General features: G+C 51.5%; 18 protein-coding genes. 9 read left to right on the forward strand and 9 right to left on the reverse strand.

Going from position 1 to position 19,042, the window contains the following annotated elements; all coding sequences use genetic code 11:
- Positions 1-63: 63 nt before the first annotated feature.
- Positions 64-570, reverse strand: a complete 507-nt coding sequence (locus tag L4174_RS18400; RefSeq protein ID WP_248142463.1) for a cupin domain-containing protein — start codon at positions 568-570, stop codon at positions 64-66.
- Between the two features lie 449 nt (positions 571-1,019).
- On the opposite strand from L4174_RS18400, the gene L4174_RS18405 reads away from it, so the two are divergent.
- Positions 1,020-1,571 carry a GNAT family N-acetyltransferase gene (locus tag L4174_RS18405; protein ID WP_248142462.1) on the forward strand — a complete coding sequence of 184 codons (552 nt, stop codon included), beginning with the start codon at positions 1,020-1,022 and terminating at the stop codon, positions 1,569-1,571.
- A gap of 25 nt (positions 1,572-1,596) precedes the next feature.
- On the opposite strand, the gene L4174_RS18410 is transcribed toward L4174_RS18405, so the two are convergent.
- Entirely contained in the window at positions 1,597-2,637 is a 1,041-nt protein-coding gene (locus L4174_RS18410; RefSeq protein ID WP_248142461.1) for a hypothetical protein, read from the reverse strand.
- A gap of 329 nt (positions 2,638-2,966) precedes the next feature.
- Here L4174_RS18410 and L4174_RS18415 point away from each other — a divergent pair, with 329 nt between their 5' ends.
- Positions 2,967-3,236, forward strand: coding sequence for a hypothetical protein (locus tag L4174_RS18415; protein ID WP_248142460.1), 270 nt, complete (start codon positions 2,967-2,969; stop codon positions 3,234-3,236).
- A 71-nt stretch (positions 3,237-3,307) separates the two neighbouring features.
- On the opposite strand, the gene L4174_RS18420 is transcribed toward L4174_RS18415, so the two are convergent.
- The 6 genes from L4174_RS18420 to L4174_RS18445 form a co-directional block, all read right to left on the reverse strand.
- Positions 3,308-4,252 (reverse strand): hydroxymethylglutaryl-CoA lyase, encoded by a 945-nt coding sequence (locus L4174_RS18420; RefSeq protein WP_248142459.1) that lies wholly within the window; start codon positions 4,250-4,252, stop codon positions 3,308-3,310.
- Positions 4,253-4,259: 7 nt separating this feature from the next.
- Entirely contained in the window at positions 4,260-6,440 is a 2,181-nt protein-coding gene (locus L4174_RS18425) for a biotin carboxylase N-terminal domain-containing protein (protein ID WP_248142458.1), read from the reverse strand.
- Complete coding sequence (locus L4174_RS18430; protein WP_248142457.1) at positions 6,430-7,311, reverse strand: enoyl-CoA hydratase-related protein; 882 nt, start codon at positions 7,309-7,311, stop codon at positions 6,430-6,432. The genes L4174_RS18425 and L4174_RS18430 overlap by 11 nt, the downstream gene beginning before the upstream one ends.
- 25 nt (positions 7,312-7,336) lie before the next feature.
- Complete coding sequence (locus L4174_RS18435) at positions 7,337-8,950, reverse strand: carboxyl transferase domain-containing protein (RefSeq protein ID WP_248142456.1); 1,614 nt, start codon at positions 8,948-8,950, stop codon at positions 7,337-7,339.
- 26 nt (positions 8,951-8,976) lie between these two features.
- Positions 8,977-10,146, reverse strand: coding sequence for an isovaleryl-CoA dehydrogenase (locus tag L4174_RS18440; protein ID WP_248142455.1), 1,170 nt, complete (start codon positions 10,144-10,146; stop codon positions 8,977-8,979).
- Between the two features lie 75 nt (positions 10,147-10,221).
- Positions 10,222-10,644: a MerR family DNA-binding transcriptional regulator gene (locus tag L4174_RS18445; protein WP_305885168.1), complete on the reverse strand. Its 423-nt coding sequence runs from the start codon at positions 10,642-10,644 to the stop codon at positions 10,222-10,224.
- 203 nt (positions 10,645-10,847) lie between these two features.
- Between L4174_RS18445 and L4174_RS18450 the strand changes: the two genes are divergently transcribed.
- The 7 genes from L4174_RS18450 (at position 10,848) to L4174_RS18480 (ending at position 18,839) form a co-directional block, all read left to right on the forward strand.
- On the forward strand, positions 10,848-12,113 hold the full coding sequence (locus L4174_RS18450) for a thiolase family protein (protein WP_248142454.1): 1,266 nt from the start codon (positions 10,848-10,850) through the stop codon (positions 12,111-12,113).
- A 76-nt stretch (positions 12,114-12,189) separates the two neighbouring features.
- Entirely contained in the window at positions 12,190-13,686 is a 1,497-nt protein-coding gene (locus L4174_RS18455) for a CoA-acylating methylmalonate-semialdehyde dehydrogenase (protein WP_248142453.1), read from the forward strand.
- Positions 13,687-13,709: 23 nt separating this feature from the next.
- Positions 13,710-14,864, forward strand: a complete 1,155-nt coding sequence (locus L4174_RS18460) for an acyl-CoA dehydrogenase family protein (RefSeq protein ID WP_248142452.1) — start codon at positions 13,710-13,712, stop codon at positions 14,862-14,864.
- Positions 14,865-14,990: 126 nt separating this feature from the next.
- Complete coding sequence (locus L4174_RS18465; protein WP_248142451.1) at positions 14,991-15,785, forward strand: enoyl-CoA hydratase; 795 nt, start codon at positions 14,991-14,993, stop codon at positions 15,783-15,785.
- Between the two features lie 66 nt (positions 15,786-15,851).
- A complete protein-coding gene (locus L4174_RS18470) occupies positions 15,852-17,012 on the forward strand; it encodes an enoyl-CoA hydratase/isomerase family protein (protein ID WP_248142450.1) in 1,161 nt (386 codons plus the stop codon).
- A gap of 129 nt (positions 17,013-17,141) precedes the next feature.
- Positions 17,142-18,053: a 3-hydroxyisobutyrate dehydrogenase gene (gene mmsB / locus L4174_RS18475; RefSeq protein WP_248142449.1), complete on the forward strand. Its 912-nt coding sequence runs from the start codon at positions 17,142-17,144 to the stop codon at positions 18,051-18,053.
- 27 nt (positions 18,054-18,080) lie between these two features.
- Positions 18,081-18,839, forward strand: coding sequence for an SDR family oxidoreductase (locus L4174_RS18480; protein ID WP_248142448.1), 759 nt, complete (start codon positions 18,081-18,083; stop codon positions 18,837-18,839).
- 43 nt (positions 18,840-18,882) lie between these two features.
- Here L4174_RS18480 and L4174_RS18485 read toward each other — a convergent pair whose 3' ends face one another.
- Entirely contained in the window at positions 18,883-19,002 is a 120-nt protein-coding gene (locus L4174_RS18485) for a 3-ketoacyl-ACP reductase (protein WP_248142447.1), read from the reverse strand.
- Positions 19,003-19,042: the final 40 nt, after the last annotated feature.

Here is a 19,042-nt window from a genome sequence, read left to right on the forward strand (position 1 = left end):
CTGATTGATTCAATGAAATTGCTTGCTATAACCGTGGGGAACACACATCAATGAAAATTGTATTTATGCTTTCAAGCCATTGTTGAGCGATTTATTACGAAACGAATAGGGAGTGCCATTTTTTTTGGAAGGCACCTTCTTACCTGTGCTTTCAACAACCCATTTGAAGTCATCATCTGGATAATGTACTTCGTCTCCTGCGACTCGACTACCCACGACGATAAACTTTGCTTGCTCATTACTTCGGTTGATTAAGTGATGACCGTTATCGATCCCAGCTGGGAAACCGATACACATGCCAGACGTAAGAACTTGCTCCCCATCATCGGTAACCAGACACAATTCACCATCGAGTACATAAATGAACTCATCTGATTTGGTATGCCAGTGTCGAAGCGCCGATTGAGAATTTGGTTCCAATAATTCTAAATCCACACCGAATTGAGTCAGTCCAAAAGGATCACCTAAACTCTTGTATTCAGACTGACCAAGACGAGACTTGAATGGTTCTGGGAAAGGGTTAAATGTTTCGCCTTTTAAAGTCAGGGCTTCTTTTGCTTTTGTCATCATCTTTTTCCGTTCTGTTACTCAGCACTCGTTTAGGAGCAGGACTCGCAAAACGATTTTAAATAAAGGATATGATTTAAATCACGACAACCAAGGTATATCAGTACTCAGCGGTCTAACGGATTCACGAACACGCTACCGCCCCTGGCAATCAAGCCACGCGTAGGATGAGTAATTCCATTTGGGGTCAATATAATAGGTGCATATCAGCAATGTTGCATTAAATGCTTGTTTTTGGGCTGCATATCTGTGGGTAAGTGCAAAGTGGCTCCTGCGATAGGGCGTTAGGCGAAAAGCCAAATGGTCTGACAGGCTGCTTTATCAACGGATACTGAGAATGCTCACAGAAGGAACTTGATTATGCGCGTGAATAGGTCAAAGTATTTGCAATATTGTTACCATGGTGCTGCGTTTGCTTAGAGTTTGTCCATGGTATGAAAGGAATGAAATTGATGTCAGTTGCTGATTACTTTGAAGGCTGTGAATTTCATACCGCGCGGTTGCGGGTGAGCCATATTTCGAAACTTCTGAATCAGAATCGGTCAACATTGGAAGACCTGTTGGCGCACGCAGCTTTGAATTTACTGACCCCGAAAGTAACACATTCGCTTCCACCTGAGTTTCAATCGGTTCAATGTGAGCATTCGGCCCGAGCGTGGGCGCGGAAAATGATGAAAGAAAGCCATGTTCTTGTGATTCAGGGGACAGTGACACAAGAAATCATCGGCTTTATATTTCTCTCTCAGTATGATGATGCGGGTTTACAAAAAGCACATGTGGGTTATCTGCTGGGTGAAGGGTATTGGGGGCAGGGTTATGCCAGTGAGTGTCTGGCTGGACTGATTGCCTGGTGTCAGGAAGCAAAGATTGTTTCTGCTTTAGTAGCCGGGGTGGAAACGGAGAATTTCCAGTCAGTCAGACTGCTTCAAAAACATGGTTTTGATGAAGTCGCAACTGATGCTCCGGCTGGCGTGCTGTTCTTTGAGCGTGTTTTAACGTCATAGTCAGGTGCCGCTGAAAGTCATATATTCACGGTTTGGGAATACTGCGGTAGAGCCGGTTAAACCGTCTGTTCTTTGTGAAATACAGTTCTATCTCGGCCAGAAAACCTGGGTTAACTTTGTAGTTATATTCTTTCTGAAAATTCACAGACGGCGTCAGTTTCATATAGAGCCAATGTTTATGTAATCTGCGTTGCCAACTGAACGAAATCCAGGCGTTTTCAGTCGACAGGTTTGGCCTGCTGTTCGCACTCATGCCGATTGAGTAGGTGAGTAAATTGCGGTTGCTGATCCGGTCATAGATTTCGGCCAGATTGACGAACTGCCAGTTGTCATCGTCATCCAGAAACTGTGCACTGGTGCCGACTCTGAGAATTGTCAGTTCGGTTGGTTCAAGAGCATTATAAAAATCAGCTGAAGTCAGGCTACCGGGCCCTTTGCTGTGATAGTAAAAGAATTCCTGCCGGACCAGACTTGTCCAGCCGGCGCCTAATTTATCAACACGCCTGAACTGGGCCCGGGTAAAGGGATCTAAGGGCAGACGAAGTTTCAGACCAATATCAAAGTCGGCGTACCATTCACCAAACTTGCGGCTTTCGAGACGCACCCCTGCGATAGCGCCGCGATTTTCTGTACCGGTTGTATCCGCGATGCCCCGTTCTTTATTTTCCAGGCTCTCGTAATCTTCAGGATCGGTTTCAAAAATCAGTTTCCAGTCTTTTTCCGCATGGGGAAGATCCATTCTGAGCGCGATACTGGAGTCGAACTCAAAGTAGCCCCGATGCGTGTAATAGGGTTTTAGTCTGATTCGCAGATAGCTTTCGTTGACCATGGGTTCCTCTTCCTCATTGAAGCTGAGAAACTCATCGATACCTGAACTCATGTCGGTAATGGTATCAGAGACGGATGTCTGTGTTGTGTCTAACCAGGCAGGTAAAAGTTTGTCGTCATCATCTTCCGGGTATTGCCAGGGATCTGTGGTCGCTGTGTCAGCGGTACAAATTGCAGGTGTCCCGATCCAGCAGACCGTCGTTAAAAAAATGATACCGGTTCGGCGCAGACACTTCATAAAAGTCCTCGGATCGGGTGCTAACAATTTGATATCCCTGCATCTAGTATAGATAAAACTGAAGCAGGCTTGTTCCGGAATCCTCTGGCTGAAAAGTTTGAAACATATCTAAAAATTGGAAGCAAGTTTTGAAATCGTTTACATGGGTGATTGTGCGGGAATGAAAGAAATGGCTTTCGGCACTGAGAGTTATCCGCTATGAGAACAATTTGTCGAAAACTTTGCGCTTGTGGCTAAATTTTTGTGTCACAAATCTCGGCTACACTTTACCCGTAAAGAAAATCTATGCACCCCTGCATAGGTTAATGATGGTGAGGTGTAGGATGGATATGTCAGATTTTGATGGAATCAGAAGAGATATCTCACTGAAAGTTGAACACATTTTTGAAGCTTATGAAAAAGAAAATTACTGCATGCCGACGATGGAAGAATTCCGGGCCATGTTTAATGAACATATTGATGAATATGTTGGTCCGGACGATTCGCTGAGGGGAGCCGGACTGGGCATGCCATCAGACATCAAGCAACGACGTGAGCAGAAGGTATGGCGTGTTGTAAATGAGCTGGAAGCCGAGCAACGGTTCTTGCGTTCCGAGTAGCGGAACCACCAGCGCTTCAAGAGGAAAAAACGAGGTCAGTGTGAGGGCACTGGCCTCGTTTTTTCATGATGTCATTTGTGCCGGGCAGCCAGTAAAGCCAGAGCCGCATTTGAATTGGGTTGCTTGCCCAAACGCCGGCAAATTGCTGCTCCCGCTTCAGCCAGCTTCATGAGATTAATCCCGGTGCTGATACCTGACTGTTCACAGAGATACACCACATCTTCGGTTGCGACATTTCCGCTTGCACCAGGTGCGTAAGGACATCCGCCCAAACCGGCAACACTGGCGTCAATCGTTGAAATCCCCATTAACAGTGACTGGTAGATATTGGCAAGTGCCTGCCCCCAGGTATTGTGGCAGTGAACGGCCAGAGTCTGTACAGGCATATCCTCCATACAGGCTTCAAGCATGGCTGCAAACCGAAGGGGAGTGGCCTTGCCAATGGTGTCTCCCAGCGAGATTTCATAGCACCCCATGTTGAAGAGCGTTTGGGCAATACGGGCAGTTTGTGCCGGAAGCGTCGGGCCGTCATAAGGGCAGTCTGTCACGCAGGACAGGTAGCCACGCACCGCAATCCCGTTTTCTCTCGCGTGGTGAATCACGGGTTCAAAGCGTTTCAGGCTCTCTGCAATGCTGCAGTTGATATTATGCTGGCTGAACCCTTCTGATGCGGAAGCAAAAACAGCAATCTCATCGGCGCCTGCCTCAATTGCCAGCTCAAGGCCTTTCATATTTGGCGTTAGGGCCGCGTAGGTAATTCCCGAAACGCGGTTGATTTGTTGAAAGACTTCTGCAGAATCGGCCATTTGCGGCACCCATTTGGGTGAAACAAAGGAGCCCGCTTCAATATGGCGAAGTCCGGTTGCTGAAAGCTGATTGATCAAAGTGACTTTATCGGCCGTACTGACACTGAGCTCATTCTGCAAGCCGTCTCTTGGTCCGACTTCGACAATTTTGACCTCTTTGGGAACTTGCGCATGCAATGTGGCTGACGGCATCAACGTATCTTTGCTCATGCTGATTTCACTCCGTATGGCCCGGTTCTTCACCGGTGGCACTGAGCTGTACCAGTTCCTGCCCATGCTGAACCTGATCGCCATTGCTGACCAGCACGGAGATAATCTGGCCATCATGTGGTGCCCGGACGGTGTATTCCATCTTCATGGCTTCAATGACCACCAGCCCCTGATCTTTTTCGATCGTATCGCCGGGCTGACATAAAACTTCAGACACAATGCCGTTGAGTGGCGCGACAGGGCTGTCGTTTTGGTCTGAACGATGGTGGCTGAAGTTGGGACGCAACTGATACTGCTGTTGCTCACCATGGGTGAATGCCAGCAGCGCATCTGAATCGGCCAGCCGGACCAGGCGGATCTGATGACGAGCACCATGGATTTCAACTTTGCAGTCAATGACAGATACTTGCGAATCCAGCTCTAGCAAAGTGATATACACAGGTGTCAATTGCAGGGTGTCTGATCCGGACATCCATTGTTTCAGCCAGATCCGGCCGTCTGAAACGCTTTCAAATACGAAGAGACAGCTGTCATTCTGAGGATCGCAAAGCGTGATGTTGTGCAGACTGCGCTGGTTGAGTCGCCAGCCTGTCAGTTCGCGCTGAGCAGCTTGCTGAAAACACAGGGTGACGGCACACAGCAGCTGATTGAGCGGGAGGTGGACGGGCTCACCGGTGATTGATTTTATTTCCAACAGAGCAGCCGAGTCTGCGGATAAGGCGTCCTGATGATGTTCAATAAAATGGGTACTCAGCGAACCCTGAACAAAAGCCTCGTGACTGAGAATGCGCTGCAGATATTTCAGGTTTGTGGCAAGACCGCCGAGCTGATAATCAGATAAAAGTGTTTTCAATTGCTGAATGGCACTTTGTCGGTCTTCTGCCCAGGCAATGACTTTCGCCAGCATGGGGTCATAATGTGTCGTGACGGTGTCACCTTCAGCAATGCCGCTGTCGACGCGCGCCCGAATCTGATGTCCCGGGAGGGCCGCTGCATGCTCTGTAACCGGTTCCCTCAGGTACTGTATTAAGCCAGATGCGGGTAAAAAGTCCTGCTCGGTATCCTCTGCATAAAGCCTGGCTTCAACCGCATGGCCGCGATGCTGAATTTCATGCTGTGCGAGGGGAAGGCGATACCCTTCGGCAACCCGAATTTGCCACTGGACTAAATCCTGGCCGGTAATCAGCTCGGTGACCGGATGTTCAACCTGAAGCCGGGTGTTCATTTCCATGAAATAATACGCCTGACTCTGACTGTCATAGAGAAACTCAACAGTCCCAGCGCCGACATACTGAATGGCCAGCGCTGCCTGTACAGCAGCTTCACCCATCTCTTTTCTCAGGCGATCACTGAGGCCGGGAGCCGGGGCTTCTTCAATGATTTTCTGGTGACGTCGCTGAACAGAACAATCACGATCTGACAGATAAACGCAGTTGCCATGCTGATCGGCAAAAATCTGAACTTCAATGTGACGTGGCTGAGTCAGGTATTTTTCAAGCAACAGGGTCTGGTCCCCAAATGCGGATTTCGCTTCCCGCCGGGCAGACTGAACGGCTTCCGTCAGTTCACTTTCCCGGTGGACGATTTTCATCCCTTTACCACCACCGCCTAAAGCTGGTTTCAGAATCACCGGGTAGCCAATCTGAGCGGCTGTCTTTGTCAGATTCTCAAGGTTATCTTCGTCACCGTGATAGCCGGGTAAAAGCGGCACACCGGCTTTAGACATGATGGTTTTTGCATCGGATTTCGAGCTCATTGCGGCCATCGCTGAAGGGCCCGGGCCGATAAAAATAATTTGGTTGTGCTGGCAAGCTCTTGCGAATGCGACGTTCTCAGAGAGGAAGCCATAGCCGGGATGAATTGCATCAGCCTGGCTGTTTTTGGCGGCATCAATCAGTTTGTCGATGGCCAGATAGGAATCCAGAGCCGGGGCAGGCCCGATACAGAGTGCCTCGTCTGCCATACGGACGTGCCGGGCATGTCGGTCAGCTTCAGAGTAGACGGCAATCGTGGTGATGCCCATGCTTTTTGCAGTCTGAATGACGCGGCAGGCAATTTCGCCGCGGTTCGCGATGAGCAGGCGGCGAATGGCGGTATGTGTGTCGGCAGATGCAGAAGATCCAAGTGCGCCTGTTATGGCAGGTTGTTCCTGGAGTGGCTGCAGCAGATCACCGGGTTTACTCATCATGCTCTCCTTGCATAGAGTGATTCTCTTGAATCCAGTTCGGGCGTCGCTTGTCAAAAAATGCAGATAAACCTTCCTGACCCTGTTCAGAGACACGGATGTCAGCAATCATTTCACTGGTCAGCTGAATCAGTTCATCATCGATTGGGGAGGTCTCACAGTGACGGCACAGCAATTTGACCTGACTCATGGCCTGAGGACTGTTCGCAAGCAGCGCATTGATCGTCTGTTGCAGCCGGGCCTCAAGTTGCGCTTCGGAACAGACTTCATGCAGGATGCCCAGTTCCTGAGCGCGCTGTGCATCAAAGGCTTCCGCTGTCAGCATCAGACGCCGGGCCTGTCGTTGCCCGAGGGTGCGGCAGACATAAGGTCCGATCGTTGCGGGAATCAGGCCCAATTTGACTTCGCTTAAACAGAAACGCGTATTTTCTGTTCCCAGCGCGATGTCACTACAGCAAATCAGCCCCAATGCACCGCCGTATGCAGAGCCCTGAACGGAAACGATCGTCGGATGAGGGAAGGTATCGAGTTCATGCATCAGTAAAGCCAGCGCTTGTGCGTCATTCAGATTCTCGTGACGGCTTTTACTTGCCATCGATATCATCCAGTTCAGATCAGCCCCGGCCGAGAAATGTTTGCCGGTAGCGTTCAGTAACAGGACGCGGACATCCGGGTGGCGGGCCAGTTGCTTCAGATAGTGACGCAGAGCCGCAATGAAGTGATCGTCAAAGGCATTATATTTTTCGGGCCGGTTGAGTGTCAGCGTCGCAACTCCCTGGCGATTGATCGTGCAAAGTACAGTGTCCCGGGCGGTCGCATGAAGAATCTCCGCAATATTACCGGGCTGAAAAACAGGCGTTCCTTGAAATGTCATGGTATGTCCTCGCTTGTGCGGACGGTTACATTCGGAAAATGCCAAACTGGCTGTCTTCTTTCGGCGCATGGCTAGCGGCTTTCAGGGCCATCGCCAGAACATCCCGGGTCTGAACCGGATCGATGATGCCGTCATCCCACAGGCGGGCGCTGGCAAAGTAGGGGGAGCCTTCTTTTTCGTAGCGTTCCCGGATGGGTTGTTTGAAGGTCTCTTCATCTTCTGCTGACCAGCTTTCACCTTTGCGCTGTTTGATATCCCGGGTGACCTGAGCCAGGACACCTGCAGCCTGCTCACCTCCCATGACAGATATACGGGCGTTGGGCCACATCCAGATCAGGGTGGGATCATAAGCCCGGCCACACATCCCGTAGTTTCCGGCGCCGTAAGAACCACCGATGATTACGGTAAATTTCGGGACATTAGCACAGGCAACCGCCATCACCATTTTGGCACCATGCTTGGCAATGCCTTCTGCTTCGTATTTCCGGCCCACCATAAAACCAGTGATGTTCTGCAAAAACAGCAGCGGGATATTGCGCTGCGTACAAAGCTGAATGAAGTGCGCCCCTTTTTGTGCCGATTCCGAAAAAAGAATGCCGTTATTTGCCACGATGCCGACCGGATAACCTTGTAACCGGGCAAAGCCGCAAATCAGGGTTTCGCCGTAAAGGGCTTTAAATTCGTCAAATTCAGAACCGTCCACCAGCCGGGCAATCACCTCACGGGCGTCAATTTGTTTGCGCAGGTCGGTTCCGACAATACCGTATAAGTTGGTTGCCGGATAAAGCGGTGCTTTGACAGGGTCGGGTTGCACGGACAAGACGGATGCCTTCTGGCGATGACAGCTATCGACAGCCTGCCGGGCCAGTGCCAGTGCATGGGGCTCATCTTCAGCGTAATAGTCTGCGACGCCAGAGGTTTTACAGTGCACATCGGCTCCGCCTAATGCTTCTGCGCTGACATCTTCACCGGTTGCAGCTTTTACCAGAGGCGGACCGGCAAGAAAGATCGTGCCTTGATTTTTCACCATAATGGCAACATCGGCCATGGCAGGCACATACGCGCCACCTGCAGTACAGAGCCCCAGGACAATCGCAATTTGCGGAATCCCTTTGGCCGACATGCGGGCCTGATTAAAAAAGATCCGTCCGAAATGATCTTTATCCGGAAAAACTTCGGCCTGGTGGGGCAGGTTGGCACCGCCGGAATCGACCAGATAGAGGCAGGGCAGGTGACAGCGTTCCGCTATCTCCTGGGCTCTCAGATGTTTTTTGACGGTTAACGGGTAATAAGTCCCGCCTTTCACGGTCGGATCATTGGCAATGATCATCACATCGGTACCGGACACCTGACCAATCCCTGCAACGACCCCTGCGCAGGGAATGTTCTCATCATAGACTTCCCAGGCGGCAAACTGGCCGACTTCCAGGAAAGGACTGCCGGCGTCCAGCAGCCGGTCAATCCGCTCCCGGACGGGTAGTTTGCCTTTGGATCGCTGTCTGGCTTGTGCCTGTTCACCGCCGCCCTGAAGCTGGATGCTCAAACGGGTCTGCAGTTCATCAACCAGTGTTGCCATTTCCTGGTGGTTCTGCTGAAACTGTGTGTCATGAGGCTGAATGTGGCTCTCAAGTATCGCCATGATATCTGTCCCTGTTGTATTGATACTTATCGGCTTTGTTCGAACAGCTCGCGGCCAATCAGCATGCGGCGAATTTCAGAGGTGCCCGCACCGATTTCATAGAGCTTGGCATCACGGAGCAGTCGTCCGGTCGGAAATTCGTTGATGTAGCCGTTACCACCGAGGATCTGAATGGCGTCCAGTGCCATTTGCGTCGCCAGCTCCGCACAGTACAGAATCGCACCGGCTGCATCCTGACGAGTGGTCTCACCCCGGTCACACGCGGCCGCAACGGTGTAGACATACGCGCGCGCCGCATTCATGCGGGTATACATGTCGGCAATTTTTGCCTGAATCAGTTGGAACTCACCGATGGACTTCCCGAATTGTTTGCGGTCGTGAATATAGGGCAGGCAAATATCCAGACAAGCGCGCATGATTCCCAGCGGACCGGCTGCAAGCACAACCCGCTCGTAGTCCAGACCGCTCATCAGTACTTCAACCCCCTGATTGAGTTTCCCCAGCAGGTTTTCAGCCGGAACTTCACAGTTGTTGAACACGAGTTCGCAGGTGTTTGATCCCCGCATGCCCAGTTTGTCGAGTTTTTGCGCCCGGGTGAAACCAGGGAAATCGCGTTCAATAATAAACGCACTGATCCCACGGGATTTTGCCTGCGAATCAGTTTTGGCATAGACCACAAAGGTATGGGCATCCGGTCCGTTGGTGATCCACATTTTGTTGCCATTCAGGACAAAGACTTCGCCTTGTTTTTCGGCTTTCAGCTGCATGCTGACGACATCTGAACCCGCATTGGCTTCGCTCATTGCGAGTGCGCCGATGTGCTCGCCGCTGATCAGTTTGGGAAGGTATTTTTCTTTCTGTGCCTGCGTACCGTTCCGGTAGATCTGGTTGACGCACAGGTTGGAATGAGCGCCATAGCTCAGCCCGACAGAAGCGGATGCCCGGCTGATTTCTTCCATGGCGACAACATGGGCCAGATAGCCCATACCCGCGCCACCGAACTCTTCACTGACGGTGACCCCAAGTAAACCCATGTTGCCCAGTTTTTCCCAGAGGTGAGCGGGGAAAAGGTTGTCTTTATCAATCTGCTCGGCGAGTGGTGCAATGGCATCGGCGGCAAAATGATTGACATGCACACGGAGCATGTCCAGGGTTTCGCCCAAGCCAAAATTGAGCGGGGTAAACAGGTCTTTCATAGCATCTCCCTTGTATCCGAATATTCGGATGAGTCATGAGATACAACTAAATTCTCAGGATGATCAGTGATTGTCTCAGCCTTCAAATTTCGACTGACTGTGATTGTTTTTTCTGTGCTTGCTGGTGTTGCTTTTGTCGTCCAGCGCCTGCTGGCACCGTGCTTTTGCAGCATCCAGTTCCTGCATCAGGATATCGATATCATCTAACTGACGCTGGAGTTTTGATTGTTTCTCTTCGATGATTTTAATCATCTGGTGAAGCTGGCTATCACTCTGATTTGTATCATATAAATCAAAGAGTTCACGAATTTCAGCCAAAGACAATCCAAGCCGTTTCCCGCGAAGAATCAGCTTGAGCCGGATCTTATCCCGGCGTTGATAGACTCGGATTGTGCCGTCTCTTTCCGGCTGGAGCAGACCCACGTCTTCATAAAAACGAATACTGCGGGTGGTGATGCCAAATTCTTTTGCCAGCTCGCTGATCTTAAAGGTATCCACCACACTGCTGTCCTCCCGATGTTCGTAAATGCGGGACTGAAAAGCAACCTCGTCAGAGTGAGACCAGAACACGGCGGTTTATCCGGAAATGGCAACAATTCTGTACGCTGATCAATCAATATTGTTGTGCTGTTGTTTCTTAACGTTTACGTAAATGTTAGTGCTATGCTTACGTAAACGTCAAGAAAAGCGGAGCCTGGAAAATGGAAACCAGCACCAGTTCAACTGCAGTATCTTCATCTGAGAAAGAAGTGTGGATCGTCTCAGCCAAACGTACCCCTTTAGGCAGTTTTCAGGGGCAGTTTTCGTCGTTGTCCTCCCCGACATTAGGGGCTTATGCCATCAAAGGTGCCCTCGAGAGTATCGGGGTTTTTACCGATGAACTTTTCCCGGGCAAGGCCGATGGTCTCCGGATCGATGAAGTCCTGATGGGGTGTGTTCTGCCTGCCGGATGTGGTCAGGCGCCTGCACGTCAGGCAGCGCTCAACGCCGGGCTGCCAATTTCGACCGGTTGTGTGACGGTGAATAAAGTTTGTGGTTCAGGAATGAAAACTGTGATGCTTGCCGCAGATATGATTCGTGCCGGCAGTATTCAGACGGCAATCGCCGGTGGGATGGAAAGTATGACCAACGCCCCTTATCTGCTGAAGCAGGCCAGGGGCGGTTTTCGTTTAGGGCACCAGACTACGCATGATCATCTGTTTCTGGATGGTTTGCAGGATGCCTATGAAGGAGAACTCATGGGGGTTTACGCCCAGCAGATTGCCGATGCCAAGCAATTCAGCCGGGAAGCCATGGATGAATGGGCTGCGATGTCCGTACAGCGTGCCTGTCAGGCGATTGAATCCGGGGCGTTTGAGCAGGAAACCTGCCCTGTCGTGATCGCGGATCGAAAAGGTGAGCACCTGGTTAAAGTGGATGAGCATCCGGGAGAAGTTGATCCGGCCAAGATCCCCAAACTGAAGCCTGTTTTTGCCAAAGACGGCAGTGTGACTGCTGCAAACTCCAGTTCTATCGCCGATGGCGCGGCAGCCTTACTGCTGATGGACAGCGACACAGCCCAACAGCATGGGTTTGAGCCGCTGGCGATTATTCGCGGTCAGTCGACCCATGCCCGTCTCCCGTCTGAATTCACCGTTGCTCCGGTGGATGCCATCCGGCAGTTGCTTGAACAGCTGCAATGGCAAACGGATGACGTGGATCTCTGGGAGATCAATGAAGCTTTTGCCGTCGTCACGCAAATTGCGGTCCGTGAGTTGCAACTGGATGCCAGCAAAGTAAATATTCACGGCGGGGCCTGTGCTCTGGGTCATCCGATTGGTGCCAGCGGCGCCCGCATTATCGTCAGTTTGATTCATGCACTGCGCCGCAAGCAACAGGCGGGTGAACCGGTCAGCCGGGGCATCGCATCCTTATGTATCGGTGGTGGCGAAGCAACCGCCGTCGCGATTGAACTTCCGGCTCAGTAAATTCCAACTCAGTAATAAATTCGCACCTGGTCGCTGTATCACCAGCAATGGAAATGACAGTTTAGAGGACGTGAAAATGATTGAGAGAGTACCCCTGTTCATTGATGGCCAATTCCGTCAGTCACAGTCAGAAGAATGGATTGATGTGACCAACCCGGCTACCAATGAAGTGATTGCCCATTTGCCGTGTGCATTAACATCGGAAATGGATGAGGCGATTGCCAGCGCAAAAAGAACCTTCGAGAAGTGGAAAAATGTGCCGGTGCCTGAGCGTGCCAGGCTGATGCTGAGTTATCAGCAACTTCTCAAAGCACATCATGACGAACTGGCTTGTCTGCTTTCCAGCGAGACGGGCAAAATTCTTGCCGATGCCAAAGGCGATGTCTGGCGAGGCATTGAAGTGGTGGAACAGGCCGCCAATATTGCCAGCCTGATGATGGGTGAATCCAGTGAAAATGTTGCAAATAATATCGACACATACTCCCTGACTCAGCCGCTGGGTGTCTGCAGTGGGATTACTCCGTTTAATTTTCCGGCCATGATTCCGCTCTGGATGTTCCCGCTGGCGATCGCGGCCGGGAATACCTTTGTGCTGAAACCTTCTGAGCAGGTGCCGCTGACTTCGGTCAGATTGGCAGAGCTGTTTGAGCAGGCAGGGGCGCCTCCGGGCGTGCTGCAATTGGTTCACGGGCGTAAAGCACAGGTTGATCATTTGCTGGAGCATCCGGATATCCGCACGGTTTCATTTGTGGGTTCTGTGCCGGTGGCGCGCTATATCTACCAGACAGGAACACACCACCTGAAACGCGTTCAGGCATTTGCCGGGGCGAAAAACCATCTGGTGGTGATGCCGGATGCGAACAAACAACAGGTGATTAATAATCTGGTCGGTGCGTCAGTCGGTGCGGCGGGCCAACGCTGCATGGCGATTTCCGTTGCGGTTTTTGTCGATGGGGCCAAAGACTGGATTCCTGAACTGAAAGAAGCCATGGCGAAAATGAAACCCGGCGGATGGGATGAGGAAGACGCGGCTTACGGTCCGTTAATCAATCCGGAAGCCAAAGCCCGTGTGCTGCGGTTGATTCAGGAAGGGAAAGCGCAGGGGGCCGTGTGTGAACTCGACGGCAGTGATTGCACGGTGAAAGATTATCCGGCAGGTAACTGGGTGGGACCAACGCTGTTCAGCGGTGTAACACCGGAAATGAGCATTTACCGTGAAGAGATCTTCGGACCGGTTCTGGTCTGTGTGGAAGTGAGTTCACTGGAAGAAGCCATCGCACTGATCAATGACAACCCGTACGGTAACGGGACCTCGATCTTTACGGCCAACGGTGCGGCAGCCCGGAAGTTCCAGCATGAAATTCAGGTCGGCCAGGTCGGGATTAACGTGCCGATTCCGGTGCCGCTGCCATTCTTCTCTTTTACCGGCTGGCGGGGCAGTTTTTATGGTGATCTGCATGCTTACGGGAAACAAGCCGTGCGTTTCTTCACTGAAACGAAAACGGTGACTGCACGTTGGTTTGATGACGATATTCCGAAAGGCCCGAACCTGACGATTAACATCGATCATTAAGACTGAACCGACGGAGTAAGGCGATGGATTTTGAACTGAATGATGATCAGCGCGCGTTTGCTGAGGCTGCAAGGCAGTTTTCTCAGGAACAATTGCTGCCGATGGCGGCGAGCTGGGATGAAACCTCAACATTCCCGAAAGATGTGCTCAGACAGGCTGGAGAAATGGGGTTTCTCAGCCTCTATACCCCGGTAGAGTCCGGCGGAATGGGGCTGAGCCGGTTGGATGCCTCGATCATTTTCGAACAACTGGCGATGGGCTGCACTTCAACAACAGCTTTTATGACCATTCACAACATGGTGACCTGGATGATCGCGAGCTTTGCTTCCGGGCAGGCCCGTTCGGAGTGTATTTCGAAATTAATCACAGGTGAGTGGCTGGGTTCTTATTGTCTGACGGAAGCCAACGCAGGTTCAGATGCGGCATCTTTGACGACCCGGGCAGAACGGAAAGGGGATCACTATGTGATTTCGGGGGCGAAGGCCTTCATTTCCGGGGCGGGTGATACCGATGTGCTGGTTGTGATGGCCCGTACGGGAGAGAACGGAGCCAATGGGATCTCTGCCTTTATCGTGCCTGCGGATGCTGATGGCATCAGTTATGGCCGAAAAGAGCCGAAGCTTGGCTGGCATAGTCAGCCAACCCGTGCCGTCTCATTCGACAGTGTGAAGGTTCCGGTCCATTACCGCTTGGGCGAGGAAGGCGAAGGTTTCCGATTCGCGATGAAAGGGCTGGATGGCGGACGGATCAATATCGCCACTTGCTCTGTCGGTACAGCGCAGCAGGCGCTCAATCTGGCCCGACAGTATATGACTGAGCGGAAGCAGTTTGGCAAACCTATCGCACAGTTTCAGGCGCTGCAGTTCAAACTGGCTGATATGGCGACTGAACTTGAAGCGGCGCGGCAGCTGGTCCGGTTTGCGGCATCCAAGCTGGATAAGGGCGATCCGGAAGCTACAGCGTACTGTGCGATGGCAAAACGCTTCGCGACGGATGTTGGGTTTACGGTCTGTGATCATGCCCTGCAGCTTTATGGTGGTTACGGGTACATTCAGGATTATCCGATCGAACGTCATTTCCGGGATGTCCGGGTGCATCAAATTCTGGAAGGAACAAACGAAATCATGCGCTTGATCATCGCGCGTCGTTTATTAAGTGAGGATACTGGACTGCTTTGAATAACTCTGATGTCTTCTCACGGCTGCCATGCTCGTTCTTCCGGGTGTGGCAGCCGTGCGAATGAAGGTTATCGGCACTCAGTCCAGTTGCCTTGCATGGATCTCAACCCAAAAAGGATGGGCGTTATGCACGCACTGACACAAACAAGTGGTCCGATTGAAGTTGAAATTGATGGCCATGTCGCGGTACTGACCATGAATAACCCGCCAGCCAATACCTGGACGGCGGACAGTCTGAATCAGCTGAAGGCTCTGGTCAAAGCACTGAATGAAGACAAAAACATTTATGCCCTGGTGCTGACCGGCAAAGGAGAAAAGTTTTTCTCTGCCGGCGCAGATTTGAAACTGTTTGCCGAGGGCGATAAGGCGGTTGCAGCCGATATGGCGTTTTGTTTTGGTCAGGCTTTTGAAACTTTGTCTGATTTTCGCGGTGTATCTATCGCTGCCATCAATGGCTATGGCATGGGCGGCGGGCTGGAAGTTGCATTGGCGTGTGATATCCGTATTGCGGAAGCGCATGCGATCATGGCATTGCCGGAAGCGAGTGTTGGCTTGCTGCCTTGTGCGGGCGGGACACAGAACCTAGCCTGGCTGGTGGGCGAAGGCTGGGCCAAGCGGATGATTTTGTGTGGCGAGCGGGTTAGCGCCTCACAGGCACTGGATATCCGTCTGGTTGAAGAAGTCGTCGCGACGGGACAGTCTCTGGAGACTGCGAAAAAGTTGGCTGCTGAAGTCGCGCATCAGTCGCCAACTGCCGTGACGGCATGTAAATCGCTGATTCAGAATGCCCGGTTTGCCCCATTACATCAGGGATTAATTCAGGAAAGGGAACGTTTTATCCGCCTGTTTGATACATTGGATCAACGGGAAGGGGTCCGGGCGTTTTTTGAAAAACGTCCTCCGGTATGGAAAAACGAATAATAACGGCAGATAAATGCTGATCAGCGAATGATGGACCATCCTGCCATTCGCGTGCATGGAGTGAACATGACTGGAACAATGACTTTTAGCGAACTTGAGTGTGGGCGCGGCAAGCGAATTGGTATTGCGGCAATTGATAACCCTTCCTCCTTAAATGCACTCACATTAGAGATGCTGCGACAGCTCAGTGCCCGTCTGGCTGAATGGGAAAAGGATGATCAGATTGCGTGTGTGTTTTTACACAGTGACCATGCGAAAGCATTCTGTGCAGGCGGGGATGTACGGGCCATTTACAAAGCGATGGTTGAAGCTGAATCGCATAAAGAAGCGGGTGAGGCCGGAGCGTCACCAGAGTCTTTCCTGACCGAATATTTCAGCGTCGAATACCGGTGTGATTATCAGATTCATCAGTTTAAAAAGCCGTTGATTGCCTGGGGTGAAGGGATCGTTATGGGCGGTGGGATCGGGCTGTATATCGGTGCTGGTCATCGGGTCGTGACCCCATCCAGCATGTTAGCCATGCCTGAAATTTCCATTGGTCTGTACCCTGATGTTGGCGGTACCTGGTTTCTGAATCAGTTGCCGGCAGGCGTCGGTCTGTTCTTAGGGTTGACGGGTGCACGGGTGAACGCAAGTGATGCGCTGGACCTGAAAATGGCCGATCATATTCTGCTGGCGGAACATAAGTCGGCTGTTTTTGAAGCGTTACAGGCAATTGACTGGCAAAGCGTGCCGGACGCGGATCAGGCTGTGTCTGATTGCCTTCGTGAATTTGCAGAATCGGCAAAACGCGACTGGCCGCCAAGCCAGATGATTCCTTACTTCCCTCAGATTCAGGCAGCTTCGGTTGGCCGTAATCTGGAAGAAATTTGCCAGCAGATCATGGCGATTGATGGCTTAGGCACCTGGCTTGAAACCGCGAAGTCAAACTTGAAACATGGCAGCCCGGTTTCTGCGCATATCTGTTACCGGCAACTGAAAGGGTATCGCGACCTGACGCTGGCCGATTGTTTCCGTCTGGAACTGGGTTTGTCGGTGAGATGCGGATTGCTGGGCGAGTTTCAGGAAGGCGTTCGCGCGCGTCTGATTGATAAGAGCGGAGAACCCACATGGCTCTTTTCTGCTGTTTCTGCAGTCGATGAAAGTGTGATTGATGATTTATTTGCGCCAATGTGGCAAGCCTCTGAACATCCATTGGCAGACTTAGGTGCGGAATCAATGTCCTGAGATTGTGAAATACTCAGGATGTTTCCGCCTGAATTGAAATTGCAGCGAGTTGTTGGGGGAGTATTGTTCGCCCCTTAGTTGTACCTGCATCACTGCACCACAGATTGAAGATCTGAAAAGGAGTGTGTTATGGCGACAACGATTGCGTTTATCGGGCTGGGCAATATGGGCAGCCCGATGGCGAGAAACTTATTAAAAGCGGGTTGTCATGTGAAGGTTTTTGACCTGAATATGGAAGCGGCCCGCAAGCTGGAAGCCGATGGTGCAGTTGCGGCAGCGAACCTGAAAGAGGTCGTCGCTGGTGCGGACACTGTCATTACGATGTTGCCGGCCGGGCAGCATGTTCACGATGTCTACCTGGGACCCAAAGGTCAACCTGAGCAAGGATTGTTCGCCATGGTTGCCCCGGGTACTTTTCTGATTGATTCCTCAACGATTGATCCGGCGACGGCAAAAGAAGTCGCAAAATATGCCGAGCAGCATCAGTTCGAATTTGTGGATGCGCCTGTGTCTGGCGGGGTGGCCGGGGCTGAAGCCGGTACGCTGACGTTTATTGTCGGCGGAACGGATTCTGCATTTCACCGGGCTGAAGCTGTCTTGCAATATGTCGGGAAGAATATCTTCCATGCGGGTCAGGCTGGTGACGGACAGATGGCAAAAATCTGTAATAACCTGATGCTGGCGGTGCAAATGGCGGGTGCCTGTGAAGCATTGAACTTAGGGATCGAAAACGGTCTGGATCCGAAAGTGCTGTCAGACATTATGTTACAAAGCTCGGGCCGTAACTGGGTGCTGGAACTTTATAACCCTTGTCCGGGCGTCATGGAAAATGCACCGGCCAGCAAAGGTTATCAGCCCGGATTTATGAGTAAGCTTATGCTCAAGGATCTGGGGCTTGGCATGGATGCAGCACTGCAGAGCCAGTCCGCGGTCCCGATGGGGACACTGGCTCGGAACCTTTACGCTTTCCATAATGCGAACGGGAACGAGCTTCTGGATTTTTCGAGTTTGTTTGAGTTCTATCAGCGTCAGCAAAAATAAGTGTATGCAGCATTCAGGGAGTTCAATATGGATATTAAAAATTCTGTCATTGCAATCACTGGCGCAGGTCAGGGACTGGGACAAATGATGGCGATTACCCTGGCTCAGGCCGGGGCCGATCTGGCTTTGATTGATATGAATCCGGAAGGTTTGGCACAGACCCGTTCACAGTGTCAGATGCTCAGCAGTAAAGCGTTAACGTATCAAGTGGATGTTACGCAGGAAGATCAGGTCGAGCGAGTTTTCGATCAGATCATTGAGGATTTTGGTCAGCTGGATGGGCTGGTGAATAATGCCGGGATTCTTCGTGACGGATTACTGGTCAAAGTGAAAGATGGCGCGATCAGTAAAATGTCGCTGGAGCAGTTTAATGCGGTGATGACAGTGAATGCTACGGGGACATTTCTTTGTGGTCGCGAAGCAGCAGCCCGCATGATACAAACTAAACGGCCCGGCGCTATTATCAATATCTCCAGCGTTGCCCGTGCGGGTAATTTCGGACAGACCAACTATGCTGCTTCCAAAGCGGCCGTCGCAACGATGGCTGTTTGCTGGGCAAAAGAGCTGGGCCGTTTTGGTATCCGGGCTGCGGCGATTGCACCAGGTGTCGTCTGGACTGCTATGGCTGATCAATTACCTCAGGAAGCGATTGAGCGCTTAGAAAAAATGATTCCGCTGGGCCGGGTGGGGCAATCAACAGATATCGCAAATGCTGTGAAATATATTCTGGAAAATGATTACTTTACCGGTCGAGTTCTTGAAGTGGACGGTGGTATGCGGATGTAAAAGCCATCCCATCCTGTTCAAGGAAGGTGAGTAAACGGGCCAGTTATGGCCCGTAAACGATCGCGTAAAGTGCTAAGCCCCCGCCAATGACCAGCATGAGCAAAGACAGGTAAACGGTGAATTGAGTCAGCACCGACAGCCATTTTTGTTTCGTTTTTTGCATCTTGAAGTTTGTCGTTCACAATCAATTGACACCGCGCACC

This window comes from Photobacterium sp. CCB-ST2H9, from assembly GCF_023151555.2.
In the GTDB taxonomy this organism is placed as follows: Bacteria; Pseudomonadota; Gammaproteobacteria; order Enterobacterales; family Vibrionaceae; genus Photobacterium.

Coding starts and splice junctions, on each gene's coding strand:
- L4174_RS18460 (WP_248142452.1), top strand. CDS start 13,710: ATGGATTTTGAACTGAATGATGATCAGCGCGCGTTTGCTGAGGCTGCA.
- L4174_RS18485 (WP_248142447.1), bottom strand. CDS start 19,002: ATGCAAAAAACGAAACAAAAATGGCTGTCGGTGCTGACTCAATTCACC.
- L4174_RS18465 (WP_248142451.1), top strand. CDS start 14,991: ATGCACGCACTGACACAAACAAGTGGTCCGATTGAAGTTGAAATTGAT.
- L4174_RS18425 (WP_248142458.1), bottom strand. CDS start 6,440: ATGATGAGTAAACCCGGTGATCTGCTGCAGCCACTCCAGGAACAACCT.
- L4174_RS18430 (WP_248142457.1), bottom strand. CDS start 7,311: ATGACATTTCAAGGAACGCCTGTTTTTCAGCCCGGTAATATTGCGGAG.
- L4174_RS18435 (WP_248142456.1), bottom strand. CDS start 8,950: ATGGCGATACTTGAGAGCCACATTCAGCCTCATGACACACAGTTTCAG.
- L4174_RS18455 (WP_248142453.1), top strand. CDS start 12,190: ATGATTGAGAGAGTACCCCTGTTCATTGATGGCCAATTCCGTCAGTCA.
- L4174_RS18450 (WP_248142454.1), top strand. CDS start 10,848: ATGGAAACCAGCACCAGTTCAACTGCAGTATCTTCATCTGAGAAAGAA.
- L4174_RS18480 (WP_248142448.1), top strand. CDS start 18,081: ATGGATATTAAAAATTCTGTCATTGCAATCACTGGCGCAGGTCAGGGA.
- L4174_RS18405 (WP_248142462.1), top strand. CDS start 1,020: ATGTCAGTTGCTGATTACTTTGAAGGCTGTGAATTTCATACCGCGCGG.
- L4174_RS18400 (WP_248142463.1), bottom strand. CDS start 570: ATGATGACAAAAGCAAAAGAAGCCCTGACTTTAAAAGGCGAAACATTT.
- L4174_RS18415 (WP_248142460.1), top strand. CDS start 2,967: ATGTCAGATTTTGATGGAATCAGAAGAGATATCTCACTGAAAGTTGAA.
- L4174_RS18420 (WP_248142459.1), bottom strand. CDS start 4,252: ATGAGCAAAGATACGTTGATGCCGTCAGCCACATTGCATGCGCAAGTT.
- L4174_RS18440 (WP_248142455.1), bottom strand. CDS start 10,146: ATGAAAGACCTGTTTACCCCGCTCAATTTTGGCTTGGGCGAAACCCTG.
- mmsB (WP_248142449.1), top strand. CDS start 17,142: ATGGCGACAACGATTGCGTTTATCGGGCTGGGCAATATGGGCAGCCCG.
- L4174_RS18410 (WP_248142461.1), bottom strand. CDS start 2,637: ATGAAGTGTCTGCGCCGAACCGGTATCATTTTTTTAACGACGGTCTGC.
- L4174_RS18470 (WP_248142450.1), top strand. CDS start 15,852: ATGACTGGAACAATGACTTTTAGCGAACTTGAGTGTGGGCGCGGCAAG.